We start from the raw sequence: 26,101 nt of genomic DNA on the forward strand, positions 1-26,101 counted from the left end.
CGCTACGGCCCCGGACCGCGCCACAACGCGCAACGCCAGCCCGGACCAGCCGAACAACCTTGGCGCGGGGTGGAGCAGCCCGGTAGCTCGTCAGGCTCATAACCTGAAGGTCACAGGTTCAAATCCTGTCCCCGCAACCAACCATCATCAAAACACCCACACACCACTCGAAACCCGGCCCGCTCAACGCGGCCCGGGTTTTCTGCGTTCCAGGGCCGCGTCTGTCTGCGTGAACCGCTCCATGGATCGGATGGCACCGGGCTCGTGAGCCTGGATTGATGAATCGTTCGGCCTCAGCCTGATTGCGCATCGGCCCGAACGGTGGGTGCAAGCTTTCGGGACGACGCGGGATCAGGGACCGACAGCACCGTTCCGGATCCGATGCCCGAGACGATGGCGTGCCTGACCGTTCCAGGCGGGTATGGCCGCTCTCCGCAGCGCGTTCAGCCCCAACACCGGATCGGTCTTGGACTGCGCCAAGCCGGACGCTCGATAGCGGCAGATGCTCGGTGCCGCCGCCGACGCAGGGTCCCTGATGTGACAGGCGGAGAGGCCCTGTAGCGAGGTCGCCACGTCAGCCGACGGGCACGCTGGAGTTGCGCTGGTGGCTGCGATTGCAGCCAAGCGCTGGTGCTTGCATTCCGCACTGCAGCATACCGGCACGACCAAATACCGATCCTGGAAGAAACCAAGTCTTTATTTCATCACTCATGGCCAGTTTCTGTCAGTTGTGGGCTGCTACGCTTCGGCTTGCGGATCGATGCAGCAGTTTCGATTGCGCGCAAGCAAGATTGCCGGCGACCATTTTCCTTGAGGTTGAGCGCCTAATGCGCCTGTTCTTGTGCTGTTTCTGATTGTATATAGCGATATCGAATTTGAGACTTGACGGGTCATTGAAAAGCGATTGTATCGACCCGCGAGATCGCGACGCTGTGCTTGCGTTCTGGCCAGTTTCGACATGACGAGAAGGCGGCGTACACGATATGACTCGACCCGATGGCGATAAGAGCCGCTTCGTCGCGCTCGCATCCGAGATCGTCTCGGCCTATGTGAGCCACAACCACGTGCAGAGCGCGGATCTGCCGAAACTCCTCAACGACATCCACGGCGCGATTCAGGGCGTCTGCGCCGGCGGCGCGACCGCGGCGGCCCCCAGCAAGGCGACCGCCCACGAGGTCCGGCGCTCGGTGACGCCTGATTTCCTGATCTCGTTCGAGGACGGCAAGCCCTACAAGACCCTGCGCCGCCACCTGACCCTGCGGGGCCTGACGCCGGAGGCCTATCGCGCCAAGTGGGGCCTCGACCCCGATTACCCGATGACCGCCCAGAGCTATTCGGCGCAGCGCTCGCAACTCGCGCGCTCGCTCGGCCTCGGCCAGCAGCGCCGGAAATCCGCCGCGCCGCCGGCTCCCGAGCCCGCCCCCCAGGCCGCCAGGAAGCGGACAGTACGCCGCAAGGAAGACGCCTGACCGGTATGGCCTGCAGGCTTGCGGCGACGGTGTCGCGGGCCTGCCGCAATCGGCTCCGATAGCGTAGGCCGCACGGCACGCCGCCGCCGATCCGGACGGCGCGCCCGACCCGCCGCCGGAGCCCCGCATGCTGATCCGCCTCGTCCTGCCCGCCCTCGTCGCAACCCTGCTGGCCGCCGGCCCCGCCGGGGCGCAGATGGCCCGCACCGAGGCTCCCGCCGCCCCGAAGGAGGGGACGGCCAAGACGGTCCCGCTGAGCCGGACCGACATCCAGCTCTCGTTCGCCCCCGTGGTGAAGCGGGCCGCCCCCTCGGTGGTGAACGTCTACGCCTCCCATGTCGAGAAGCGCTCCACCGCGCGCGCCAGCGCCATGGAGGAGTTCATGCGCCGGTTCTTCGGCGAGCCGGAGGGCGGCCGCGGCCCCCGGGGCGACCGGGCTCAAAGGTCGCTCGGCTCCGGCGTGCTGGTCGATGCCGACGGCCTCGTGATCACCAACAACCACGTCATCGACAACATGAACGAGGTGCGCATCGCGCTGTCCGACCGCCGGGAGTTCGAGGCGACGATCGTGATGCGCGACACCCGCACCGACCTGGCGGTGCTCAAGCTCAAGGAGGCCCCGAAGGGCCTGGTGCCGATGCCGTTCGGCGATGCCGACGCCCTAGAGGTCGGCGACTTCGTGATGGCGATCGGCAACCCGTTCGGCGTCGGCCAGACCGTGACGCAGGGCATCGTGTCGGCGCTGGCGCGGACCCAGGTCGGCTCGGCGGACTACCAGTACTTCATCCAGACCGACGCGGCGATCAACCCGGGCAATTCCGGCGGCGCGCTCGTCGACCTGCGCGGCCAGCTGGTCGGCATCAACACTGCGATCTACTCGCAGTCCGGCGGCAGCCACGGCATCGGCTTCGCGATCCCCGTGGGCATGGTCAAGGCGGTGGTCGATGCGGCCCGCGACGGCGCGAGCGTGGTGCGTCGGCCCTGGCTCGGGGCGCGCATCCAGAGCGTCACCCCGGACATCGCCGACAGCATGGGCCTCGACCATCCGACCGGCGTGCTGGTGGCGAGCCTGCAGCCCAAGAGCCCCGCGGACGAGGCCGGGCTGAGGCGCGGCGACCTGATCCTGACGGTGGACGGCCAGGAGGTCGCCGACCCGGAGGCGTTCGGCTACCGCTTCGCGCTGAAAGGTGTCCAGGGCCAGACCCGCTTCGGGATCCTGCGCGGCACGAACCGCCAGACGGTGACGGTCAAGCTCGCCCCCGCCCCGGAGACACGCCCGCGCGACGTGCTGAAGGTGCGGACCCGCTCGCCGTTCCAGGGCGCGACCCTGGTCAACACCTCGCCGGCGGTGGCCGAGGAGTTGCAGGTCGACTTCCCGGCCGAGGGCGTGGCCGTGCAGGCGGTGGACGAGAATTCCATCGCGAGCCGGCTCGGCTTGGCGAAGGGCGACATCATCGTGGCGGTCAACGGCGTGCCGGTGGCGACCACCAAGGACCTCGACCGGGTCACCCGCAACACCCTCAATTCCTGGGAGGTGGTGATCAACCGCAACGGCGAGATCATGACCTCGGTGTTCGGCGGCTGAGCCGGACGGTCGACATCCGGGCCATGGCCGTGGGCAAGGACCGGATCCCGGCTTGCGCCCGCCGCCGGGCCCGGTGTTGATGCGCGGATGTCCGACCTGTTCGCCTCCGCCGAGCCCCCATCGGCCCCGGATTCCGGCCAAGCCCCCGTCGCGGAGGCGAGCCGCCCGCTCGCGGACCGGCTGCGCCCGCAGAGTCTCGCGGAGGTGGTCGGCCAGGAGCACCTGACCGGGGAGGGCGGTAGCCTCACGCGCCTGCTGCGCGGCAAAAGCCTCGGCTCGCTGATCTTCTGGGGACCGCCCGGCACCGGCAAGACCACGGTGGCGCGGCTGCTCGCCCAGGGCACCGATCTGCATTTCGAGCAGATCTCGGCGATCTTTTCCGGCGTGCCGGACCTGCGCAAGGTGTTCGAGGCCGCCCGCAAGCGCCGGGCGGCCGGGCAGGCGACCCTGCTGTTCGTCGACGAGATCCACCGGTTCAACCGGGCGCAGCTCGACGCCTTCCTGCCGGTGATGGAGGACGGCACCGTCACGCTGGTCGGCGCCACCACGGAGAACCCGTCCTTCGAGCTCAACGCCGCCCTGCTGTCGCGGGCCCGGGTGCTGCTGTTCCGGGCCCTCGACCCGGGCGCGATCGCGCGGCTGCTGGTCCGGGCCGAGGCGCTGACGGGCCAAGCTCTGCCGCTGACCGAGGAGGCGCGGGGCGTGCTGGTCCGCATGGCAGACGGCGACGGCCGCGCGGCGCTGACCCTGGCGGAAGAGGTCTGGCGCTCCGCCGGCCCGGGGGAGACCCTGGATGCCGAGGCGCTGCAGGAAATCGTGCAGCGGCGGGCGCCGATCTACGACAAGGCCCAGGAGGGCCACTACAACCTGATCTCGGCGCTGCATAAGACGGTGCGCGGCTCGGATCCGGACGCGGCGCTCTACTACCTGTGCCGGATGCTCGATGCCGGCGAGGACCGGCTGTTCATCGCCCGCAGGCTGGTCCGGATGGCGGTGGAGGATATCGGGCTCGCGGACCCGCAGGCCCTGGCGGTGGCCAACGCCGCCAAGGACGCGTTCGACTTCCTCGGCAGCCCGGAGGGCGAGCTCGCTCTGGCGCAGGCCGCGATCTACCTGGCCTGCGCGCCGAAATCGAACGCGGTCTACGAGGCCTACAAGGCCGCGACGCGGCTGGCCAAGGAGGCCGGCTCCCTGCCGCCGCCGCGCACGATCCTCAACGCGCCGACCAAGCTGATGAAGCGGATCGGCTACGGCGCGGGCTACCGCTACGACCACGACGAGCCCGACGCCTTCTCGGGCCAGGATTACTGGCCGGACGCCATCGGGCGCCAGCACCTCTACGCGCCCACCGAGCGCGGCTACGAGACCCGCATCGCCGAGCGCCTCGCCCGCTGGGAGGCTTTGCGCCGGCAGCGGCGCGAGGAGGGGTAGGCGCGTCCTCACAGGGCGAGCGGGGCGTTGTCGATCACCTCCTTCATCACGAAGAAGGTCCGGGTCTGGCGCACCCCCGGCAGGCCGATCAGCGTGGCGCTGTGGAGGCGGTTGAAGTCGGCCATGTCGGAGACGCGGACCTTCAGGATGTAGTCGAAATCGCCGGCCACGAGGTGGCAGTCGAGCAGCACGGGGATCGCCCGCACCGCGGCCTCGAACGCGGAAAAGCTCTCGGGCGTCGAGCGGTCGAGCACGACGCCGACGAAGACCAGGGTGCCTCGGCCGACCCGGGCCGGATCGACCAGCGCCCGGACCGCCCGCACGAATCCGTCCGTGAACAGCCGCTGGATCCGGCGATGGCAGGTGGCCGCGCTGGTGCCCGAGCGCTCGGCGATCTCGGCATTGGCCATGCGCCCGTCCGCCTGCAGCAGGCGCAGGATCTTGAGGTCGATCCGGTCGAGCCCTGCGGACATGGCGAATTCTTTCATTTTTTGAGCGTTTCCGGACGATTTCTCGTCCCGCGCTGCAAGCGATGCAAGCACGTTGCCATCGGCGGACCGAGAACGAGAGCACTTTTCAGGCGATCCGGGGTAGTTTTCTGCCGTACCCCGAAGGCGGCCGCGCTGGGTGGAAAACGATCCCGGCGGTCGGAAGACCCGGAGAGACCCGATGCTGCAAGACTTCGAGCGCTACCCCCTGACCTTCGGCCCGACGCCGATCGAGCCGCTCAAGCGGCTCACGGACCATCTCGGGGGCGAGGTCGAGATCTACGCCAAGCGCGAGGATTGCAATTCGGGACTTGCCTATGGCGGCAACAAGCTGCGCAAGCTCGAATACATCGTGCCGGACGCGATCAAGAGCGGCGCCGACACCCTGGTCTCGATCGGCGGCGTGCAGTCGAACCACACCCGCATGGTCGCGGCAGTGGCCGCCAAGATCGGGATGAAGTGCCGGCTGATCCAGGAAGCCTGGGTCCCCCACGAGGATGCGGTCTACGACCGGGTCGGCAACATCCTCCTGTCGCGGATCATGGGCGCGCAGACGCAGCTAGTGGATGACGGCTTCGACATCGGCATCCGCGATTCGTGGAAGCGGGCGCTCGCCGAGGTCGAGGCCGAGGGCGGCAAGCCCTACGCGATCCCGGCCGGCGCCTCGGTGCACAAGTATGGCGGGCTCGGCTATGTCGGCTTCGCCGAGGAGGTGCGCAAGCAGGAAGCCGAGATGGGCCTGCGCTTCGACTACGTCGTGGTCTGCACCGTCACCGGCTCGACCCATGCCGGCATGCTGGTCGGCTTCGCCGCGGACGGGCGCGCCCGCAACGTCATCGGCATCGACGCCTCCTGCACCCCGGCCCAGACCAAAGCCCAGGTCCTCGACATCGCCCGGAACACCGCCGCCCTGGTCGGCGCGGGCGACATCGTCGCCGACGACGTCGTGCTCAACGAGGATTACGCCTACCCGGTCTACGGCGTGCCCTCGAAGGAGACCGTGGAGGCGATCCGGCTCTCGGCCCGGCTCGAGGGGATGATCACCGACCCGGTCTACGAGGGCAAATCCATGCAGGGCATGATCGACCTCGTGAAGAAGGGTTTTTTCCCGAAGGGCGCGAAGGTGCTCTACGCCCATCTCGGCGGCGCGCCGGCGCTGAACGGCTACAGCTACACGTTCCGCAACGGCTGAACCGGTCGGCCCAGCGCCGCGCCTCCCACCCATACCCCTCATCCTGAGGCGCCCGCGCCAGCGGGCCTCGAAGGAGCCCTCCAGAACGCGCGAGACTCCTGGAGCCCTCTTTCGCTGCGCTTCGGCACCTCAAGATGTGGGTGTGGTTGAGAGAGCCGCGACTCCGGCGCACGGCCCCCTATATGGCACCGCCGGACCCGCATCGGAGAGAGCCTGGATGATCGCACCGGCACGCGCGCTGCTCCTCGGGCTTCTCGTCGCCCTCGGAGGCTCCGGGGCCCGGGCTGCCTCGGGGCCGGCCGTGGAGGCCGAGACCGGCATGGTGGTGTCGTCCCAGCGCCTCGCCTCCCAGGTGGGCGCCGACATCCTGAAGGCCGGCGGCAACGCCATCGATGCCGCGGTGGCGGTGGCCTATGCCGAGGCGGTGGTGAACCCGTGCTGCGGCAATCTCGGCGGCGGCGGCTTCCTGGTCCTCCACCGGGCCGATGGAAAGAGCTGGTTTATCAACTTTCGCGAAAAAGCCCCCGGGGCGGCCAGAAGCGACATGTATCTCGACGCCGCCGGCAATGTCGTGAAGGGCGCGAGCCTGCGCGGCTGGAAGGCGGCGGGCGTGCCCGGCACCGTGCTCGGCCTGAACACCGCGCTCGCGGAATACGGCACCCTGCCGCTGGCCCGGGTGATGGCCCCGGCGGTCGCGCTGGCCCGGGACGGCTTCGTGCTCACCCGCGGCGACACCGACATCCTGGAATCCGGCACGAAGCTGTTCGCCGGGCAGGCCAATGTCGCGCGCGTCTTCCTGCGCCCGGACGGCAGCCCCTGGCGGCCCGGCGACCGGATGGTCCAGGCCGGCCTCGCCCGCACCCTCCAGGCCATCGCTGACGGTGGTTCCGACGCGTTCTACACAGGCGCGATCCCCCGCCAGGTCGAGGCGGCGTCCCGGGCCGGGGGCGGGCTGCTGACGGCGTCCGACTTCGCCGCCTACACGGTGACCGAATCCGAGCCGCTGACCTGCCGCTACCGGGGCGCCACCATCCTGTCGGCGCCCCCGCCCTCGTCCGGCGGTACGACTTTGTGCGAGATCCTCAGCATCCTCGACGGCTACGACCTGCAGGCGGCCGGCTTCAATTCGGCGCGGAGCGTGCACCTGATGGTCGAGGCGATGCGGCGCGCCTATGCCGACCGCAACATCCTGCTGGGCGACCCGGATTTTGGGCCGAACCCGGTGGCGCAGCTGCTGTCGCGGGCCTACGCCGAGCAGCAGCGGGCCACGATCCGGCCGGACCGGGCGACCCCGTCCGCCGAGATTCGCCCGGCCCCCGAAAGCCTCCCGCAGGAGAAGCCCGAGACCACCCACATCTCGGTGATGGACAGGGCCGGCAATGCGGTCTCCCTCACCTACACGATCAACGGCTATTTCGGCGCCGGGGTGATGGCCGGCGAGACCGGGTTCTTCCTCAACGACGAGATGGATGATTTTACCGTCAAGCCCGGGGTGCCGAACCTGTTCGGCCTGGTGCAGGGCGCCCGGAACGCGATCGCGCCGGGCAAGCGGCCGCTCTCGTCGATGGCGCCGACCCTCGTGCTGCGCGACGGCCAGGTCGTCCTGGTGGCGGGCTCGCCGGGGGGCTCGCGGATCATCACGATCAACGCTCAGACGCTCATCAACATGCTGGATTTCGGCATGGAGCCGCAGGAGGCGGTGGACGCCCCGCGCATCCACCACCAGTGGCTGCCCGACACGGTCTATGCGGAGCCGTTCGCGCTCTCGGCGGATACGCAAGCGATCCTGCGGGGCATGGGCCACACGCTCGTCGAGCAGAAACCCTGGGGCGCGCAGGAGCTGATCGCGGTCCGCGCCGCCGCGCCGGATTCTGCCGAAGCCGCTTCCTCGGGCAATGACGCGACGCGCACCGAGCGGATGCGCCCAGGCCTGCTCTACGGCGCCAACGACAACCGCCGTCCGGCCGGCGCCGCGATCGGCGAGTAAGGGGTTCCCAAAGGGCAAGCCCTTTGGTGGGGGTTCAGGGGGGCGGAGCCCCTGAGATACCGGGAGCTTAACCCTGTTCGGCGGCTTCCCGGGCGACTTCGCGGAAGCCGATGTCCCGGCGGCAGAAGCCTTCCGGCCAGTCGATCCGGGCCACCGCCGCGTAGGCGCGGTCCTGGGCGTCGGTGACGCTGTCGCCGAGCGCCGTGACCGCCAGCACCCGGCCGCCATCGGCAAAGAGCTGTCCGCCCTCGTCGCGGGTGCCGGCCTGAAACACGAACACGCCCTCGCCCTCGGCCGCTTCGACGCCCCGGATCGCCGAGCCCCGGACCACGGCGCCCGGATAGCCGGCCGCAGCCATGACCACGGTGAGGGCGGCCCGGTGCGCGTCGAATTCGAGGGTGACTCCGGAGAGGTCGCCTTCGCTCGCCGAGAGCAAAGCCGGCACGAGGTCGGAGGCGAGGCGCGGCATCAGCACCTGCGCCTCGGGATCGCCGAAGCGGGTGTTGTACTCGATCAGCTTGGGGCCGTCCGCGGTTAGCATCAGGCCAGCGTAGAGGATGCCCGTGAACGGGCAGCCCCGCGCCCGCATCCCGGCGAGCGTCGGCAGGATGATCTCGGCCATGACCCGGGCCTCGATCTCCGGGGTCACCACCCGGGCCGGGGAATAGGCGCCCATGCCGCCGGTGTTGGGGCCGCGGTCGCCGTCGAACACGCGCTTGTGGTCCTGCGCGGTGCCGAGCGGGATCGCCCGGGTGCCGTCGCACAGCGCGAAGAAGCTCGCCTCCTCGCCGAAGAGACATTCCTCGACCACCACCTCGGCGCCGGGCTCCTCGAACAGCGACGCCAGGGCATCCTCGGCCTGGTCCAGGGTCTCGGCGACGGTGACGCCCTTGCCGGCGGCCAGCCCGTCGGCCTTCACGACGATCGGGGCGCCCTGCTGGCGGACATAGGCGAGCGCCGGCTCCAGGGCGGTGAAGCGCGCGAAGGCGGCGGTGGGAATGCCGCAGGCGGCGCAGAGATCCTTGGTGAAGCCCTTGGAGCCCTCCAGCCGCGCCGCGTCGCGGGTCGGTCCGAAGGTGCGGATCCCGGCGATCTTGAGGTCGTCGACCAGCCCGGCCACCAGCGGCGCCTCGGGGCCGACCACCACGAGGCCGATGGACTCGGCCGCGCAGAAGGCCGCCACCGCGGCGTGGTCGGTGACCTTGAGGTCGGGCAGGTTGGTGCCGTGCCGTGCGGTGCCGGGATTGCCCGGCGCCGTGAACAGGCGGGTACAGAGCGGGCTCTTGGCCAGACGCCAGGCCAGCGCGTGCTCGCGTCCCCCCGAGCCGATCAGCAGAATGTTCATGCGCGCGCCACCATGGGCCCAGCTTCTGGGCTAAGCGTGCGGACGGGAAAAGGGTTTTTTAGGACTGTCCCCGCTATGCCCGGACCCGTGTTGTTCAGCAGCCGGTGCAGACGCTCGTGTTGATCCCGCCCCGGGGCGCTCGCACGATCCCGTGCCGGCCGACCCGGCGCCTGCCATAGACCCCGTCATACGGCCCATAGGGCTGGAACTGGACGTTGCGCTGGAATTGCTGGTTCAGCGTGTTGTAATCGCTGACCCGCTGCTGGTTGAGGGTGCGGATCTGGCTCTGCAGGGCGAACGAGGAATTGGCCGCGTTCGGGTCGTTCTGCTGAACCTGCGCCCAGGCGGCGCCCGCCGGGAGGGCGAGCGCCAGGGTGAGGAACGCGCGGGCGAGGGCGCGCATCGGTCTCTCCGTGATCAAACCTGAATACGATCTCTCACCGTCGACGCGTCGAGGCTCCATCAGGTTCCTGGCCGCGTCAACCCGGCACCACCGGCGCCTTGGTCTGGCGTAGGGCGTCGACCTGCTTGGGATCCATCCCGAGATGGGCCTCGACCAGCGGGTGCGGGGTCAGCGCCAGCCACTGCGTCAGCGAGACGTCGGCGTAGCGCGGGCTCTTGAACATTTCCAGGAAGGTCAGCGTCGTGTCGCCGGTATTCTCGATGTAGTGGCCCATGGCGAAGGGCACGTAGCCGACGTCGCCGGCCTGGTAGTCGAAGGTGCGGGCCTTCGATTCCGAGCCGAACACCGTCATCCGGCCCTTGCCCGAGAGGTAATACTGCCACTCGTCGCCGTTGGGGTGCCAGTGCAGCTCGCGCATGCCCCCGGGCTCGACCTCGACCAAAGCCGCCGCGATCGTCGCCGAGGCCGGGAACACCGTGGAATCGGTGATGCGCACGCGCCCGCCCCTGGTGCGGATCGGCTCCTGGGCCAGCATCCGGTGGCTGAAGGTTTTCGGGATCTGGCCGGCACCCCCCATGAGGTCGGCCGAGAGCGGGCCGGGCGTCGGCCCGGGGAAGATATAGAGTTCCTTCTCGGGGATCTTGGCGAAAGCGCTCTCGGGCAGGCCGAAATTCTTGGCCAGGATGTCTTTGGGGGTGTGCGCCAGCCAGTCGGTGAGCAGGAAGGTCGAATCCTCCGAGAAGCCGCCGTCGTCGAACACCAGCAGGAACTCGCAGCCGTCGACCCCGTCGGCCGAAAGCCCCTGGATCGCGTGCGGGATGCCGCCCGGGAAGTACCAGAGGTCGCCCTCGCCGACATCGTCCGCGAAGGTGCGCCCGTCCTGGTCGACCGCGGTGATCCGGGCCTTGCCCTTGATCATGTAGGACCACTCGGCTTCCTTGTGCCAGTGCATCTCGCGGACGGCGCCGGCCTTCAGCCGCATGTTGACCCCGGCCATGGCCTTGGAGATCGGCAGCTCGCGCAAAGTGGTCTGGCGTGCCCAGCCGCCCTCCTCCAGCCGCATGTGGCTGTCGCTGAACGACCATTTCAGGTTCGGCATCGTGCCGTGGTCGGTGGCCGGCGGCGCCTGGGTGAACGGCTCCTCGGCAGCCCGGGGATCGTTGGTCGGGCCCAGGATGTCGGCGCCCTTCGAGCCGCGCTGGGGCAGGGGGGCAGCGACGGGGGCGGCGACGGGGGCGGCGGGCTGGGCCAGGGCGGGGGACGCCATCATCGCACCGCCGGCGGCGGCGATCATGGAACGTCGGGAGATCTCGGTCATCGTATCTCGGTCTCTGGAGCGCGCCGCCGAAGCGGGGACCGGTTCGGCGTCAGCGCGTGCATGGGAACAGGGGCCTGGATCCGGGCCCGTCGCGGGGTAACCGGCCGCGGCACCGGAGGATCCAGCACATGATCGTGCACTGCGGCATCTCGCCCGGACCCCGGGCGTGGTCTATGAATTGAATACGATATCGGATGTGTCCCGGCCGGTCGGCGGGTGTCGGCCCGCGGGGCAGGGCGCCGGTGGTGCGGTGCAGGACGCTTAGCATGACCCGAGGACCAGGATGGCGGACCGGGACAGTTCAGCGGCGGGCGAGGCCGGCGGCCCCGCGCGAAGCGGCCGCCTGTGGATCGGCCTGCTGGCGCTGGCGGGCATCGGCTTCCTCGGCTACCGCCACTGGCCGGACCCGTCCCGGGCGGCGAGCCCACCGCCGCACGCGGCGGCCAAACCGCAGACCGTGCGGGTCGCCACGGCCCAGCGGGCCTCCGACACCCTCAGCCTGACCCAGACCGGCACCACCCAGGCCTTCGACACGGCGAGCCTCTACCCGCGGGCCACCGGCTACATCGTCGAGCGCAAGGTCGATATCGGCTCGCACGTGAAGAAGGGCGACCTGCTGTTCCGGATCAGCGCCCCCGATCTCGATCAGCAGCTCGTCCAGGCGCAGTCACAGATCCTGCAATTGCAGGCGGCGCTGATCCAGGCGCGTGCCATGGTCGACCAGGCCGAAGCCAACCGCCACCTCGCGGACGTCACCAACCGGCGGACCTCGACGCTGGCCGGCAGCGGCGCCGAGACCCGGCAGAACGCCGACACCTCGCAGGCCGGGGTGCTGGCCCAGACCGCCAATGTCGACGCCGTCAAGGCGGCCGTGAAGGTCGCCGAGGCCAATATCGCCGCCCAGGAGGCCCAGGTCGCCCGGCTCAAGGTCCTGACCGGGTTCGAGGAGATCCGCGCGCCCTTCGACGGGGTCGTGACCACCCGCAACAACGATGTCGGCGACGCGGTCACGGCGGACACCAATACCGGCCCGCCGCTGCTGACCCTGGCCCGGGACGACGTGCTGCGCATGGCCGTGAACGTGCCGCTCTACGCAGCCGACGGAATCCGCGACGGCCTGGAGGCCAAGGCCGAGGTGGCCCAGCTCCCCGGAAAGGTCTTTCCCGGCCGGGTCTCGCGCTCGTCGTCCACGCTGCTCTACGCCTCGCGCATTCTGGTGACGCAGGTCGACATCCCCAACCCGGACGGCGCTTTGCAGGCCGGCCTCTACATCACCCTGACGCTGGCGATCCCGCGGGTCTCCCCCGCCGTGTCGGTGCCGAACGACGCCCTGATCTTCGACCAGGCCGGGACCCGGGTGGCGGTGGTGGAGGCGGCCCAGGACGGCAGCCAGCAAGACGGCAGGCAGGTGGTGCGGATGCGCCCGGTCACGATCTTCCGCCAGACCGGGACGGTGCTGGAGTTGCGCACGGGCTTGAGCGGCGGCGAGCAGGTCGTGGTCGGACCGCCGGCCTCCCTGCGCGACGGCGACCCGGTCGCCCTGCGGGCGGAGGGCAAGGCCGGGACGTGAGGGACGGCCAAGCCGTCCGTCCACCGCCGCACCGACAGCACAGCTTGGGACTAGCTACAGCGAAGATAAGCCGCCCGACTCGGGGGCTCCATGCGCGTATTCCGCCCGGAACCCTCGAAGATCCATCGTCATCGTCCGGATCACGCGCGCGGATTTCATCGCCATGGCAGTCAAAATCCTGGGCCTGCTGACTGCAATACTGGGTTTGTCCCTGATCGGCTTCGGATACAAGCTTGCGGCGGTGGGCGGGTCGCCGTTCTACGTCGGGATCGGCCTCGGCCTGCTCGCCGCCGGCATCCAGCTCGCCCGGCGCCGCCAGAGCGGCTTCTGGCTCTACGCCCTGACGCTGGCAGCCGCCTTCGCCTGGACGATCCAGGAAGTCGGGTTCGACAAGTGGCAATGGATCCCGCGCGGCGCGCTGATCCTGTTCCTCGGCCTGCTGCTGTCCCTGCCGTTCGTGCCCGGGGGCGTGCGGAACGGGCCGGAAAGTCCCTGGGCGCCGAGCCTGCGGAACGGGCCGCTGGCGCTGCGCGCCGTCGTGGCGCTGCTGGCGATCCTGGGCGTGGCGGCGTGGTTCGTCGATCCGGTGGAGACGAAGGGCAGCCTGCCGAAGGTCGCGCAAGCCGGGGACGCGGCGGTCGATCCGAGCGGCGTCGCCTATCCGGCCGACGACTGGGTCGCGTATGGCGGCACCAATCTCGGCCAGCGCTACTCGGCGCTGAAGGACATCGACACCGGCAACGTCCGGGGCCTCAAGGTCGCCTGGGAGCACCATACCGGCGACCTGCGCGAGGGCGACAGCAGGGATTCGAAGGAATACACCTTCGAGGCGACGCCCATTAAGGTGAACGGGCTGCTGTATTTCTGCACCCCGCACAGCATCGTCCGGGCCCTGGAGCCGGAGACCGGCCGCGTGGTCTGGTCCTTCGACCCCAAGATGCAGCGGGACGCCCAGTACCAGCACCAGACCTGCCGCGGCGTGTCCTACAACGACTCGACCGGCTTCGTGCCGCCGGCCGAGACCGATCCGGCTCAGGCCCAGGCGGCCGCGGCGGCCATCGCCGAATGCCCACGCCGGATCATCGCGGCCTCCGTGGACGCCAAGCTCTACGCCCTGAACGCCGAGACCGGCGCCCCGTGCAAGAGTTTCGGCACCGACGGCGCGGTGGACCTGAAGGCGCAGATGCCGGGCCTGCAGCGCGCGACCTACCAGCAGACCTCGGCGCCGCTGGTGACCCGGGACCTCGTGATCCTCGGCAGCGCCATCGCCGACAATTACTACGCGACCAACCCGTCGGGGGCGATCCGCGCCTACGACGTGCGCACCGGCGCGATCGTGTGGAAGTTCGATGCCGGCAAGCCCGACGACACCGCGCCGCTGAAAGCCGGGGAACTCTACGAGCCGAACTCGGCGGTGGCCTGGACCCAGCTCGCGGCCGACGAGGGCTTGGGCCAGGTCTACGTGCCGTTCGGCAACCGGTCGCCCGATCAGGTCGGCGTGACCCGGTCCAAGGAGGACGAGGCCTTCATCGACGCCCTGGCGGCCCTCGACCTGAAGACCGGCCGGCTGATCTGGAAGTTCCAGACCGCGGCGCACGACCTCTGGGACCGGGATAACCCGTCCCAGCCGGTGCTGCTGACCCTGCCGCACAAGGGTGCCGCGGTGCCGGCGATCCTGGTCCCGACCAAGATCGGCAACGTCTGGGTCCTGGACCGGCGCACCGGCGAGCCGATCGTGCCTGTGGAGCCGGTCAAGGTCTCCACCGAGACCGACATCCCGGGCGAGACGCTCTCGGCGACCCAGCCGATGTCGGCGCTGCGCTTCACCCCGGCCCCGCTGACCGAAGCCGCCATGTGGGGCACGACGCCGTTCGACCAGATCCAGTGCCGGATCACGTTCCGGTCGAACCGCTACGACGGCAACCCGTTCACGCCGCCGCAGGCGTCGGGGGGATCGATCGTGTGGCCGGGCAATATCGGGGTGTTCAACTGGGGCTCGGTGGCCGTCGATCCGGTCAACCACTGGATGATCGCGACCCCGCAATACCTGCCCTACATCTACCAGCTGTACCGGCGTCCCGCGGGCGAGCCGAACAAGCGCCTGTTCTCGACCGACCCGGACTCGAAGCCCGGCAACGAGAATCTCGGCGGCCCCTACGCGGTGTCGATCGCCCATATGCGCTCGGCCCTCGGCGTGCCCTGCAACGCGCCGCCCTGGGGCGTGCGGGTCGGGGTGAACCTCGCGGACGGCACCACCGCGTGGAAGCACCGCAACGGCACCGTGGCCGGGCAGAAGGTCGCCGGCGTCACGTTCCCGATCCCGTTCGAGATGGGCATGCTGGCCCATGGCGGCACCCTGACCACGGCCGGCGGCGTCGCCTTCGCGGGGGCGGCCCTCGACGACCTGATCCGGGGCTACGACATGCAGACCGGCGAGACCCTCTGGTCCATGAAGCTGCCCGCGGGCGGCCAGGCCACGCCGATGACCTACCGGGGCAAGGACGGCAAGCAATACGTGGTGATCGCCGCCGGCGGCCACGGCTCGCTGGGCACCACGCCGGGCGACTCGGTCATCGCCTACCGGCTCGACTGAGCGCCCGGATGGGTTTCCAAAGGGCTGAGCCCTTTGGCAGGTCGTCAGGGCGGAGCCCTGACAGGTCACAGACCTTGTGCATCCAGGAGCCTCGCCCGCGCATCCGTGCGGGCGAGGCGGGCCAGCAGGTACTCCACCTCGGCCTTGGCCTGCGGGGTGAGCGCCTGGGACGGCTTGCGCTGGGCGTCGGAGGCGAAGATTCCCCGGCGCTGGAACACGTATTTGCGCACCGCGAGCCCCAGCGGGCCCTGCTGCTGCTCGTAGCGCAGATAGGGCAGGTGGGCGTCGAACAGGTCGTGGGCGGCGTCGCGCGCCCCCGCCCGGCCGAGGCGGACCACGTCGACCAGCATCTCCGGGAAGGCGTAGCCGGTATTGGCCCCGTCGGCGCCGCGCTCGGTCTCGAAATCCAGGAACAGGCCGCCATTGCCGACCAGGATGCTGATGTGGCGCATCGAGCCGTCGGCCTCGAAGCCCCGCAGGGTCGAGATCTTTTCCAGCCCCGGCCAATCCTCGTGCTTGAGCATCACGCAGGAGGGGTTCTCGGACACGATCCGGCGGATCACGCCGGGCGTCATCTGGACCGAGAAGGTGAGGGGGTAGTCCTGCAGGACGAAGGGCACGTCCGGCCCGATCGCCTCGACGGCGTTGCGGTAATAGCCGACCACCTGGTCGTCGGTGCGCAGGGTGTTCGGCGGGGCGATCATCACGCCGGCCGCGCCCATCGCCATCACCTCGCGGGCCAGCGCCCGCATGGCGGCGAAGCCCGGCGCGGTCACGCCCACGATCACCGGCAGGCGGGTGCGCCCGAGGACCTGCTTGGCGACGGCGAGCCCTTCGTCATGGTCGAGCTTGCCGGCCTCGCCGAGCTGGCCGAGGATGGTCAGGCCATCGACCCCCGAAGCCCCGAAGAAATCGGTCATCCGGTCGAGGGAGACCGCGTCGATCCGGCCGTCCGGGTGGAACGGCGTCGGGGCGATCGGCACGACGCCGCGGAGCTCGCTGGTGAGGGGCATGCCGGTTCTGTCCTCCGTCGCGCGGCCAGGGGGTGGGCCGCGCGGGCGGGGATCATAGGGCATCCCTCCGAAAGGTGGTCGCCGGCTTCGCCAAAAAGATCCGCCCCTGTCAGGGGCGGGCCTCCGCCGGCCGGCCGACCGGCTGTTCCGGGCGGGGGCGGGCGGCCCGGCCGGGCCGCCCGGCGAGCGCCACCGAGCCCTGCTGCAGGGCGATGAAGGCGAAGAGCAGCAGGCCGGTGGCGATCTTGGTCCACCAGCTCGACAGGGTGCCGTCGAAGGTGATGGCCGTCTGGATCAGGCCGCCGATCATGACGCCCAGGAACGTGCCCAGGATGCCGCCCTGGCCGCCGGTGAGCAGCGTGCCGCCGATCACCACCGCCGCGATGGCGTCGAGCTCGACGCCCACCGCCGAGAGCGGGGTGCCCGAGGCGGTGTCGAGGGAGAACACGATGCCGGCAAGCGCGGCGAGCAGGCTCGACAGGGCGTAGATCGCGATGGTGTTGCGCCCGACCCGCACGCCCATCAGCCCGGTGGTGTGGCGGCTGCCGCCGAGCGCGTAGATTGTGGCGCCGAAGCGCGTGGCGTGGAGCAGCACCCCGCCCACCAGGAACACGGCGAGCATCACGCAGGCCGTCAGGGTCAGCCGCCCGCCGCCGGGCAGGCTCACCGACAGGTCGGCGACCGCGCCGTAGAGCGGCGCGGTGATCGGCACCGACTCGGTGGAGAGCAGGAAGCCGGCGCCCCGGGCCAGGAACATGCCGGCGAGCGTCACGATGAAGGGCGGCATCGCGAAGACGTGGATCAGCGCGCCCATCGCGGCGCCGAACAGGGCGGCGGCCCCGAGCACGATCGCGAAGGCGGCGAGCGGCGGGATCCCCCAGCGGTCGATGGCGAGCGCCAGGAACACCGTGGTGAAGCCGACCACGGAGCCCACCGACAAGTCGATGCCGCCCGAGATGATCACGAAGGTCGTGCCGACCGCGACGATGCCCAGGAAGGCGTTGTCGGTGAGCAGGTTGCCGACGACCCGGGTGGTCAGGAAGGCGGGGAACTGCGTGGCGCAGAGGCCATAGCCGACCGCGAACAGGAGCGCGGCGACCAGGACCGGGAGGTTGCGGCTCATCACGGCTTCCGCAGCAGCAGGGTGAGGCCCGCCAGGCGGGGCGACTGGACGAGGAGCACCACCAGCACCACCGCGGCCTTGACCACGAGGTTCAGCTCCGGCGGCAGCCCGGAGAGCAGGATGCCGGTGTTCATCGCCTGGATGATGAAGGCGCCGAGCACCGCCAGCCACAGGCTGAACCGCCCGCCGAGCAGCGACGAACCGGCCACCACCACGGCCAGGATCGCGTCGAGCTCCAGCCACAGCCCGGCATTGTTGGCGTCCGCCCCCAGGATGTCGGCCGCCGCGACCACGCCGGCCAGCGCCGCGCAGAGGCCGCTCCAGGCATAGACCGCCACCGTCACCGCCCTTGTGTCGATGCCGGCGAGCGCGCTGGCCCGGGCGTTGCCGCCGGTCGCCTCGATCATCAGGCCGAGCGCCGAGCCGCGCACCAGGGCCAGCGTCAGGAGGAGCATGGCGAGGACCAGCACCACCGGCATGGGGACGCCGAGGACGGCGCCGCCGCCCAGGAAAGCGAGATCCGGCGAGGCGAAGGTGACGATGCGCCCCTCAGTGATCAGCTGGGCGATGCCCCGGCCGGCGACCATCAGGATCAGGGTTGCGACGATCGGCCGGATCCGCAGGCTCGCCACCAAAAACCCGTTCCACAGCCCGCAGGCGAGCCCGGTGCCGAGGGCGGCCGCGAGGACCACCGGCAGCGGATAGGTGTCGGCGAGGCTCGCCGCCACCGCGCCGGCGATGGCCATCACGGCGCCCACCGACAGGTCGATGCCGCCGGTGGCGACCACCAGCACCATGCCGAGCGACAGGAGCGCCACCGGCGCGCCGCGGTTGAACACGTCGACCAGGCTGCCGAACAGGCGCCCGTCCTGGAGATGCACCGCGAGGAATTGCGGCGACGCGAGCCGGTCGGCGAGCAGCACGGCCGCGAAGGCGAGGAGCTGGGGCGCTCCGGAGCGAAGGGCGCGCATCAGGCGGGCTCCGGGACCGGTGCGGGCGCCGCCTCGGCGGCGATCGCCCGGAGGATGGCGGTGAGGTCGACCGCGCTGCCGGCGAGCTCGGCCACCTGGGCGCGGTCGCGCATCACGATCACCCGGTCGGAATAGGTCACGATCTCTTCGAGCTCCGAGGAGATCACCAGGAGGGCGAGGCCCTCGTCGCAGAGCCGCCGGATCAGGCGGATGATCTCGGCATGGGCCCCGACATCGATGCCGCGGGTCGGCTCGTCGAGGATCAGCAGGCGCGGCTCGGTGGCGAGCCAGCGCGCCAGCAGGGCTTTCTGCTGGTTGCCCCCGGAGAGGAGCCCGATCGGCCGCTCCGGATCGGGCGGGCGGATGTCGAGCATCGCGATGAAGTCGCGGGCGATCCTGTCCTGGGCCGCCCGGCCCAGCGGCCGGAACGGGCCGCGCCGGGCCTGCAGGGCCAGCACGATGTTCTCCCGCACCGTCAGGTCGGCGACGATACCCTCGGTCTTGCGCTCCTCCGGGCAGTAGCCGAACCGGTGGCGCAGGGCGTCCCGGGGACCGGCGATCCGGACCGGCTTGCCGTCGAGCCGGATGCGGCCGCGATCGGCCCGCTCGGCGCCGAACAGCAGGCGGGCGGTCTCCGTCCGGCCCGAGCCGAGGAGGCCCGCGAGGCCGACCACCTCGCCGCTCGCCACCGTGAGGTCGACCGGCCGGAGGTAGCCGGCCTTGCCGAGCCCTTCGGCCTGCAGGACCGGCGTCCCGGCCTCGTTCCGCGACGGCCGGTCCGCCGGCTCGGCCCGGGCCTCGGTCTCGGCGAGATCGTGGCCGAGCATCGTGTGCACCAGCTCGAGGCGCGGGAAGCGCGCGGTCTCCCGCTCCGTCACCAGCCGGCCGTTGCGCAGGACCGTGATCCGGTCGGTGATCGCGTAGACCTGCTCCAGGAAGTGGGTCACGAAGACGATGCCGATCCCCCGCTCGGCGAGGCGGCGCATCACGCCGAACAGCACCGTGACCTCATGGGTGTCGAGGCTCGCGGTCGGCTCGTCGAGGATCAGCGCCCGGGCCGAGAGATCGACCGCCCGGGCGATCGCCACGAGGTGCTGCACCGCCACCGGGTAGCGGCCGAGCGGCGCGCCGACATCGATCGACAGGCCGAAATCCGCGAGCAGCGCGGTCGCGCGCCGGCGCATCTCCCGGGTGCGCACGAGGCCGAACCGGGTCGGCTCGCGGCCGAGGAACAGGTTCTGGGCCACGGTGAGGTTCGGCAGCAGGCCGACCTCCTGGTAGACCGTGGCGATGCCCGCCCGCGCCGCGGCTTCCGCCGAGCGCGGGGCGATCGGCGCGCCGTCGAGCCAGACCTCGCCGGCATCGCGCCGGACGACGCCGGTCAGGGTCTTGATGAAGGTCGACTTGCCGGCGCCGTTCTCGCCGAGGAGGGCGTGGATCTCTCCCCGGCGCAAGATGAAGTCGACCCCTGCGAGGGCCTGGTGCCCGGCGAAGCTCTTCGAGAGCCCGCGGACGGTGAGCAGGATTGAATCGGGCACGATGCGATCGCAGCGGTCGAGCGGCGCGGGACGCGTCAGTAGCCGAGGTTCTTCTTGCTGTCGTAGACCTTCATCGGATCGTCGGCGGCGGTGTAGAGCTTTGACTCGGTCTGGATCCACTTCGGCGGGACGGTGCCCTTGTCCTTGTAGGCCTTGAGCGCGTCGAAGGCGGGACCGGCCATGTCGGGGGTGAGCTCGACGGTGGCGTTGGCGTCGCCCGCCGCCATCGCCTTGAAGATGTCGGGCACGGCGTCGATCGAGACCGTCAGGATGTCCTTGCCGGGCTTCAGGCCCGCTTCCTTCATCGCCTGGATGGCGCCGACCATCATGTCGTCGTTGTGGGCGTAGACCGCGCAGATCGAACGGCCGCCCTCGGCCTTGATGAAGCTCTCCATCACCTCCTTGCCCTTGGCGCGGGTGAACTCGCCGGTCTGGCTGCGCACGAGCTTGAGGTTGGCGTGGGGCGCGATGGCGGCGTCAAAGCCCTTCTTGCGGTTGGTGGCGACGCTGGCGCCGACCGTGCCCTGGAGCTCGACCACGTTGCAGGGCTTGTCGCCAACCGTCTTGGCCAGCCAGGCGCCGGCGACCCGGCCCTCCTCGACGCTGTCGGAGGTGACGGCGGTCAGGTAGAGGTCCTTGCCGGCGGGATCGATGTCGCGGTCGAGCAGGATCACCGGGATCTTCGCGTCCCGGGCTTCCTTGAGCACGGAATCCCAGCCGGTGGCGACCACCGGGGCGAGCAGGATCGCGTCGACTCCCTGGGCCACGAAGGAGCGGATCGCCTTGATCTGGTTCTCCTGCTTCTGCTGCGCGTCGGCGACCTTGACCGTGATGCCGCGCTTCTTGGCCTCGGCCTTGGTCACGGTGGTCTCGGCGGCGCGCCAGCCGGATTCGGAACCGATCTGCGAGAACCCGACGGTCAGCGAAGCGGCCTGGGCCGCGCCGGCCCACGCGAGAAGCGCGCCCGCGAGCATGGCCTTGATGGAAATCGTCCCTCTCATCGACATCCCCCCGTTTGAATGCGTCCGCCGCCTCTTCAGGGCGATCGGTCGGCATATGTATGACATATGCACGGCGCGTTGAACAGCCGGTCTCGCGACGCATCCCCGGGGGCGCCGGGTCTGTGGGTAAGGCGACGGCGCCGATACTATTCGGGCCGGAACAGCGGCGGCACGCCCGGGGAAACAGCGGCCTATCCTAGGCGATTGTCATCGTTTCGTGATTTCGGAAGGGCGGAGGCTGTCCGTCCGCATCGGGTGTCCGAGGCGCGCCTTTCGCCTTCGCCGTCGCGCGGTCCGGCAGATGGGTTGGCGCGCCTGTGCCGGCTTGCCGACGAGGGGCGGGTTGGTGATTCGCCGGGCCGGCCGTTCTTCGATGATAGAATTGTATGAGTTTATGAGGAGCCGCATAGGGCCCACGCGGCTCTCCCTCCCCCGCAAAGGCTACGATGTTCACGCAACGCGTAGAGCGAGGCTCGACGCGCCCCCTCTCCCGTGCGGGAGAGGGTTGGGGTGAGGGGCCGGGTCTATCCGGAGAGGTCGCATCCCTCACCCGGCTCTCTGCGAGAGCAGACCTCTCCCGTGCGGGAGAGGGGACCTGCGCCTCACCTGCCCGCGTGTCGCCCAGCCCGATGGGTGAATCCAGTAGCCCGCAAAGGGGGGAGGGCGCAGCCTCTCTGGGGCGACCTTCTTTCCAAACCGCGAGCCTGTGCCGTCACTCAGCCGGGGCAAGCGGCCCGGCAAACAATAAAAAACCCTGCCCGATCGGGCAGGGTCTTGGCCGTTCAATCCGTCGGACGCGGGGAGACAGAAAAAATCCGTCCGGCCCGCCGGGATCAGCCCAGAAGCTTGTCCAGGGTGATCGGCATCTCGCGCACCCGCACGCCGGTGGCGTGCCAGACCGCGTTGGCGATGGCGCCGACCGTGCCGGTGATGCCAATCTCGCCGACGCCCTTCACGCCCAGCGTGTTCACCACGGAATCGTCCTCGTGGACCAGGATCGCCTCCAGGGCCGGGATGTCGGCGTTCACCGGCAGATGGTACTCGGCCAAGTTGTCGTTGAGGAAGCGGCCGGTGCGCGGGTCCATCTCGGCCCGCTCGTGCAGGGCGAAGGACAGGCCCCAGATCATGCCGCCGTAATACTGGCTCTGGACCAGCCGGGGGTTGATCACCCGGCCGGCCGCGAAGGCGCCCACCAGCCGGCTGACGCGGATCTGGCCGAGATCGGGATCGACCTTCACCTCGGCGAAGACCGCCCCGTGGGCGTGCATCGCGTAGGATTTCTGGGCCGCCGGGTCGGCTCCGGCCTTGCCCTGGCCCTCGATGCTCGCCCGTCCGGCCCGCTTGAGGATGTCGGCGAACGCCTCGCTCCGGCTCGGGTCGTCGCGCCGGGTCAGGCGGCCGTCCGCGGCGGTGACGCCGGCATTGCCGGCGCCGTAGAGCGGGGAGGCGGGATCGTCGGTGGCGAGCTTGGCCAGCTGGGCGATCACGTCCTGGGCTGCCGCGTGGATCGCGTTGCCGGCCGTGGCGGTGTGGCCCGAGCCGCCCGCGATGCCGGCATTCGGCAGATCGGAAGACCCCATCCGGAAGGTCAGCGCCTCCATACCGATCCCGAGCCCGTCGGCGGCGATCTGAGCGAGCGCCGTCCAGGCGCCCTGGCCCATGTCGATCGCCCCGAGCTCCACCGTGCCGGTGCCGTCGGCGCGAATCTCGGCCCGGGCCATCCCTTCGAAGATCAGGGCCGGGAAGGTGGCGGTGCCCATGCCGATGCCGACCAGAAACCCGTCCTTGTCCCGGGTCTGGCGGGGCTGCAGCGGACGCCCAGCCCAGCCGAACGCCTCGGCGCCGCGCTGGTAACACGCGCGCAGGGCCTTGGACGAGAACGGTTTTCCCGTGATCGGCTCAACCTCGGCGTAGTTGGCCAGCCGGAACTCCAGCGGGTCCATGCCGAGTTCGTGCGCCATCTCGTCCAGCGCGCTCTCCAGGGCGACGCTGCCGGTGGCCTCGCCGGGGGCGCGCATGAACAGCGGCGTGCCGGTATCGAGCCGCACCGCCTCGTGCCGGATGGCGATGGCCGGGCTGGCGTAGAGAGTGCTGGTCGCCCGGCCGGCCGGCTCGAAGAAGTCGTCGAAGCTCGACGAGGCGGTGAGGATGTGGTGGTCCAAAGCCGTCAGCTTGCCGGCCGCATCGGTGCCCAGCCGCAGCGTCTGCCGGGTCGGGCCGCGATGGCCCATCGGGCCGTACATCTGCGACCGGGTCGGCACGAGCTTGACCGGCCGCCCGACCATCCGCGCCGCCATGCAGGCCAGCACCTGCGGGCCCGAGGGCACGCCCTTCGAGCCGAAGCCGCCGCCGAGATAGGGGCTCTCGATGTGGATGTCGTCGGGCTTGATCCCGAACAGCCCGGCGAGCCTACCCTGCGAGATCGCCAGGCCCTGGGTCGGCATGTGGAGGGTCAGCCGATCGCCGTCCCACTGGGCCAGGGCCGCGTGGGGCTCCATGGCGTTGTGGTACTGGGCCGGCGTCTCGTAGGTGGCCGCGATGGTGCTGGACGCAGCCGCCAGGCCCGCCTCGACATCGCCGTCGCTCTCGGCCGGGGGCGCACCGACGCCGACGGCATCCGGCGTGAACACGTCGCCCGCATCGAGGCCGATCCGGGGCGTCTCGGCCGCGTAGGTCGGCGCCAGCAGCCGCGCGCCCTCGGTGGCGGCCTCCAGCGTCTCGGCGATCACCACGGCGATCGGCTGGTTGGCGTAGCGGACCCGGTCGTTCTGCAGCAGGTCGAGGCGGAAGATGAACGGCCCGGCCTTGGCGTCCGGGTCCTGGGCGAGTTTCGGGGCGTTCTCCGGGGTCATCACCGCGACGACGCCCGGATGGGCCTCGGCGGCGGACCGGTTCAGGCCGGTGACCCGGCCCTTGGCGATCCGGGCGACGCAGAGCGCCGCGTGGAGCGTGCCGGGGGGCAGGTTGTCGGCGGAGAACCGGGCCTGGCCGGTCACCTTGAGCGGGCCGTCCCGCCGGGTCAGCGGCTGGCCAATGCTGGAGCCGTGGCGCGTGCCGGCGGCGGGATTCAGGGGGGTGGCGGTCGCGGTCATGCGGTCTGTCCTCAGACGATGCCGAACGGGGAGGCGGGAAGCGCCGGGATCCGGGCCGGGGTCCCGGCGGCGGCCAGCGTCAGCGCCCGGACCGCGACGCGGCGGGCGAGTTCGATCTTGAAGGCGTTGGCCTCGCCGCTGGGCTTGGCACCGTCGAGCGCCAGGGCGGCGGCCCGGGCATAGGCCTCGGGGGAGGGTGCCTGGCCGGCGAGCGCGGCCTCGGCCGCCTCCACCCGCCAGGGCTTGAGCGCCAGCCCGCCGAAGGCGAGCCGGGCCCGGCCGATTTTTTCGCCGTCGAACGTAACGGCGGCCGCCGCCGAGACCACCGCGAAGGCGTAGGAGGTGCGGTCGCGGACCTTGAGGTAGCGGGCGTTGCCCCGGAACGACGCCGCCTCGGGGGGCAGCCGCAGGGCGGTGATCAGCTCGGCCGGGCGGAGCGCCGTCTCGCGCTCCGGGTGGTCGCCGGGCAGGGTGTGGAACGCGGTCAGCGGCACTTCGCGCGCGCCGTCCGGCCCGGCGATCTCGACCACGGCGTCGAGGGCGGCGAGCGGCACGCAGAAATCGGACGGGTTGGTGGCGATGCAGTGCTCGCTCCAGCCCTGGACGGCGTGGATCCGGGTGGCGTGCCCGAGCGCCGCGCAGCCGGAGCCGGGTTCGCGCTTGTTGCAGGGCGAGACCGCGTCGGTGAAGAACGGGCAGCGGGTCCGCTGCATCAGGTTGCCGCCCACGGTCGCGGCGTTGCGCAGCTGCGCCGACGCGCCGGCCAGCAGGGCCTCGGCCACCATCGGGTAGGTTTTTTCGAAGGCCGGGTCGTGCGCGAGGTCGCTGTTGCGCACGAGCGCGCCGATCCGGGTGCCGCCGTCCGGCAGTTGCTCGATGCTGGAAAGACCCGGCAGCCGGGTGATGTCGACGATCCGGGCCGGGGCGGTGACGCCGCCCTTCATCAGGTCGACCAGGTTGGTGCCGGCGGCGAGATAGGCGGTGTCGGGAAGCTGCCCGGCCGCGACGGCCTCCGGCAGGCTCGCCGGGCGGATGTAGTCGAACTGCCTCACGCCGCGTCCTCCCGATGCTCGACCTGTCCGGTGGGCCGCGACGCCTCCTGCACCGCGTCGAGGATGCCGGCATAGGCGCCGCAGCGGCAGAGGTTGCCGCTCATGCCCTCGCGGATGCGCTCGGGATCGGTGCCGGCCTGGCCCTCGCGGATCAGGCCCACCGCGCTCATGATCTGGCCGGGGGTGCAGAAGCCGCACTGGAAGCCGTCATGGGCGATGAAGGCGGCCTGGACCGGGTGCAGCCGGTCGCCCTCGGCCAGCCCCTCGATGGTCAGGATCTCGGCGCCGTCGAGGCTCACGGCGAGCGTCAGGCACGCATTGATCCGCCGTCCGTCCACCAGCACCGTGCAGGCGCCGCACTGGCCGCGGTCGCAGCCCTTCTTGGCGCCGGTCAGGCCGAGCCGTTCGCGCAGGAGGTCGAGGAGGGTGACGCGCGGATCGTCGAGGGCGATCTCGCGGGCCTGCCCGTTCAGGGTGAGCCTGAGGGGAATATTCATGCTGGATCCCGGCTGGCAAAGGCTGGAACCGTTACAGATAGCCGCCGCCCCGCCCCCGGCGAGGCCCGGGGCGGGGATCATGTGCGCTACCTCACCCGCTGGGCGGCCTGCGCGGATCGGCTTACTTGACCGTCACCTCGGAGACGGACTTGAGCACGCTCTTGCCCTTCTCGGTCTTGATCTCCACGGCGGGCTCGTCCTTCGAGGCCGCGCGCTTGACCGTGTTGCCCTTGATGGTCTTCTCGACGTCCTTGGTGTGGACCTTGGTGACCTCGCCTTCGACTTTGCCCTTGCCCCACTTGTAGGTCACGTCGTCCCCGGCCTTCACGTCCGCCTTGCTCATCCGCGCGCTCCATCGTCTCGGTTCGGGAGAAGGCCGCCGGGGGCGGGGGCGTTCCCGGGCTTCCACGGCCGGAATGCCGCAGGTCCGGGC

Annotated in this window: 21 protein-coding genes and 1 tRNA gene; 9 read left to right on the plus strand and 13 right to left on the minus strand. The window is 70.6% G+C overall.

Going from position 1 to position 26,101, the window contains the following annotated elements:
* The first annotated feature begins 63 nt into the window (after positions 1-63).
* The 5 genes from MKL11_RS25970 (at position 64) to MKL11_RS25990 (ending at position 4,485) form a co-directional block, all read left to right on the plus strand.
* Positions 64-140: transfer RNA gene (locus tag MKL11_RS25970), tRNA-Met, on the plus strand.
* A gap of 464 nt (positions 141-604) precedes the next feature.
* Positions 605-814 carry a hypothetical protein gene (locus MKL11_RS25975; protein WP_243948523.1) on the plus strand — a complete coding sequence of 70 codons (210 nt, stop codon included), beginning with the start codon at positions 605-607 and terminating at the stop codon, positions 812-814.
* A 169-nt stretch (positions 815-983) separates the two neighbouring features.
* The gene (locus MKL11_RS25980) at positions 984-1,469 is read left to right on the plus strand and encodes a MucR family transcriptional regulator (RefSeq protein WP_243948539.1); all 486 of its coding nucleotides are present in this window, start codon (positions 984-986) and stop codon (positions 1,467-1,469) included.
* A 127-nt stretch (positions 1,470-1,596) separates the two neighbouring features.
* Positions 1,597-3,054, plus strand: coding sequence for a Do family serine endopeptidase (locus tag MKL11_RS25985; protein ID WP_243948542.1), 1,458 nt, complete (start codon positions 1,597-1,599; stop codon positions 3,052-3,054).
* An 87-nt stretch (positions 3,055-3,141) separates the two neighbouring features.
* Positions 3,142-4,485 (plus strand): replication-associated recombination protein A, encoded by a 1,344-nt coding sequence (locus MKL11_RS25990; protein WP_243948544.1) that lies wholly within the window; start codon positions 3,142-3,144, stop codon positions 4,483-4,485.
* Between the two features lie 8 nt (positions 4,486-4,493).
* Here MKL11_RS25990 and MKL11_RS25995 read toward each other — a convergent pair whose 3' ends face one another.
* Positions 4,494-4,958, minus strand: coding sequence for an Lrp/AsnC family transcriptional regulator (locus tag MKL11_RS25995; protein ID WP_243948688.1), 465 nt, complete (start codon positions 4,956-4,958; stop codon positions 4,494-4,496).
* A gap of 196 nt (positions 4,959-5,154) precedes the next feature.
* Between MKL11_RS25995 and MKL11_RS26000 the strand changes: the two genes are divergently transcribed.
* Entirely contained in the window at positions 5,155-6,165 is a 1,011-nt protein-coding gene (locus MKL11_RS26000) for a 1-aminocyclopropane-1-carboxylate deaminase (protein ID WP_243948546.1), read from the plus strand.
* Positions 6,166-6,382: 217 nt separating this feature from the next.
* Positions 6,383-8,152 carry a gamma-glutamyltransferase gene (ggt, locus tag MKL11_RS26005; RefSeq protein WP_243948548.1) on the plus strand — a complete coding sequence of 590 codons (1,770 nt, stop codon included), beginning with the start codon at positions 6,383-6,385 and terminating at the stop codon, positions 8,150-8,152.
* Positions 8,153-8,219: 67 nt separating this feature from the next.
* Here the strand turns inward: ggt and purD are convergent, their stop codons facing one another.
* From purD to MKL11_RS26020, 3 genes are all read right to left on the minus strand, one after another.
* Positions 8,220-9,497, minus strand: a complete 1,278-nt coding sequence (gene purD, locus MKL11_RS26010; RefSeq protein WP_243948555.1) for a phosphoribosylamine--glycine ligase — start codon at positions 9,495-9,497, stop codon at positions 8,220-8,222.
* Positions 9,498-9,591: 94 nt separating this feature from the next.
* Positions 9,592-9,900 (minus strand): hypothetical protein, encoded by a 309-nt coding sequence (locus MKL11_RS26015; protein ID WP_243948557.1) that lies wholly within the window; start codon positions 9,898-9,900, stop codon positions 9,592-9,594.
* Between the two features lie 76 nt (positions 9,901-9,976).
* Positions 9,977-11,218: an oxalate decarboxylase family bicupin gene (locus MKL11_RS26020; protein WP_243948559.1), complete on the minus strand. Its 1,242-nt coding sequence runs from the start codon at positions 11,216-11,218 to the stop codon at positions 9,977-9,979.
* Positions 11,219-11,501: 283 nt separating this feature from the next.
* Between MKL11_RS26020 and MKL11_RS26025 the strand changes: the two genes are divergently transcribed.
* The gene (locus tag MKL11_RS26025; RefSeq protein WP_243948560.1) at positions 11,502-12,788 is read left to right on the plus strand and encodes an efflux RND transporter periplasmic adaptor subunit; all 1,287 of its coding nucleotides are present in this window, start codon (positions 11,502-11,504) and stop codon (positions 12,786-12,788) included.
* Positions 12,789-12,951: 163 nt separating this feature from the next.
* Positions 12,952-15,381 (plus strand): membrane-bound PQQ-dependent dehydrogenase, glucose/quinate/shikimate family, encoded by a 2,430-nt coding sequence (locus tag MKL11_RS26030; protein ID WP_243948563.1) that lies wholly within the window; start codon positions 12,952-12,954, stop codon positions 15,379-15,381.
* 65 nt (positions 15,382-15,446) lie between these two features.
* Here MKL11_RS26030 and MKL11_RS26035 read toward each other — a convergent pair whose 3' ends face one another.
* The 9 genes from MKL11_RS26035 to MKL11_RS26075 form a co-directional block, all read right to left on the minus strand.
* Entirely contained in the window at positions 15,447-16,394 is a 948-nt protein-coding gene (locus tag MKL11_RS26035) for a dihydrodipicolinate synthase family protein (protein ID WP_243948565.1), read from the minus strand.
* 109 nt (positions 16,395-16,503) lie between these two features.
* Positions 16,504-17,517, minus strand: a complete 1,014-nt coding sequence (yjfF, locus tag MKL11_RS26040; protein ID WP_243948567.1) for a galactofuranose ABC transporter, permease protein YjfF — start codon at positions 17,515-17,517, stop codon at positions 16,504-16,506.
* Positions 17,517-18,488: an ABC transporter permease gene (locus MKL11_RS26045; protein WP_243948569.1), complete on the minus strand. Its 972-nt coding sequence runs from the start codon at positions 18,486-18,488 to the stop codon at positions 17,517-17,519. Before MKL11_RS26045 ends, yjfF begins: the two co-directional genes overlap by 1 nt.
* Positions 18,488-20,026, minus strand: a complete 1,539-nt coding sequence (locus MKL11_RS26050; RefSeq protein ID WP_243948571.1) for a sugar ABC transporter ATP-binding protein — start codon at positions 20,024-20,026, stop codon at positions 18,488-18,490. Before MKL11_RS26050 ends, MKL11_RS26045 begins: the two co-directional genes overlap by 1 nt.
* A gap of 35 nt (positions 20,027-20,061) precedes the next feature.
* Positions 20,062-21,027: a galactofuranose ABC transporter, galactofuranose-binding protein YtfQ gene (gene ytfQ, locus MKL11_RS26055; RefSeq protein ID WP_409565914.1), complete on the minus strand. Its 966-nt coding sequence runs from the start codon at positions 21,025-21,027 to the stop codon at positions 20,062-20,064.
* Between the two features lie 833 nt (positions 21,028-21,860).
* Positions 21,861-24,119, minus strand: a complete 2,259-nt coding sequence (locus tag MKL11_RS26060) for a xanthine dehydrogenase family protein molybdopterin-binding subunit (protein WP_243948573.1) — start codon at positions 24,117-24,119, stop codon at positions 21,861-21,863.
* A gap of 11 nt (positions 24,120-24,130) precedes the next feature.
* Positions 24,131-25,171 (minus strand): FAD binding domain-containing protein, encoded by a 1,041-nt coding sequence (locus tag MKL11_RS26065; RefSeq protein WP_243948575.1) that lies wholly within the window; start codon positions 25,169-25,171, stop codon positions 24,131-24,133.
* Positions 25,168-25,668 carry a (2Fe-2S)-binding protein gene (locus tag MKL11_RS26070; protein ID WP_147856504.1) on the minus strand — a complete coding sequence of 167 codons (501 nt, stop codon included), beginning with the start codon at positions 25,666-25,668 and terminating at the stop codon, positions 25,168-25,170. The genes MKL11_RS26065 and MKL11_RS26070 overlap by 4 nt, the downstream gene beginning before the upstream one ends.
* Positions 25,669-25,789: 121 nt before the next feature.
* Positions 25,790-26,011 carry a DUF2945 domain-containing protein gene (locus MKL11_RS26075; RefSeq protein ID WP_243948577.1) on the minus strand — a complete coding sequence of 74 codons (222 nt, stop codon included), beginning with the start codon at positions 26,009-26,011 and terminating at the stop codon, positions 25,790-25,792.
* Between the last annotated feature and the right edge of the window lie 90 nt (positions 26,012-26,101).

The sequence above is a fragment of the Methylobacterium sp. J-077 genome (assembly GCF_022829365.1).
Lineage (GTDB): Bacteria > Pseudomonadota > Alphaproteobacteria > Rhizobiales > Beijerinckiaceae > Methylobacterium.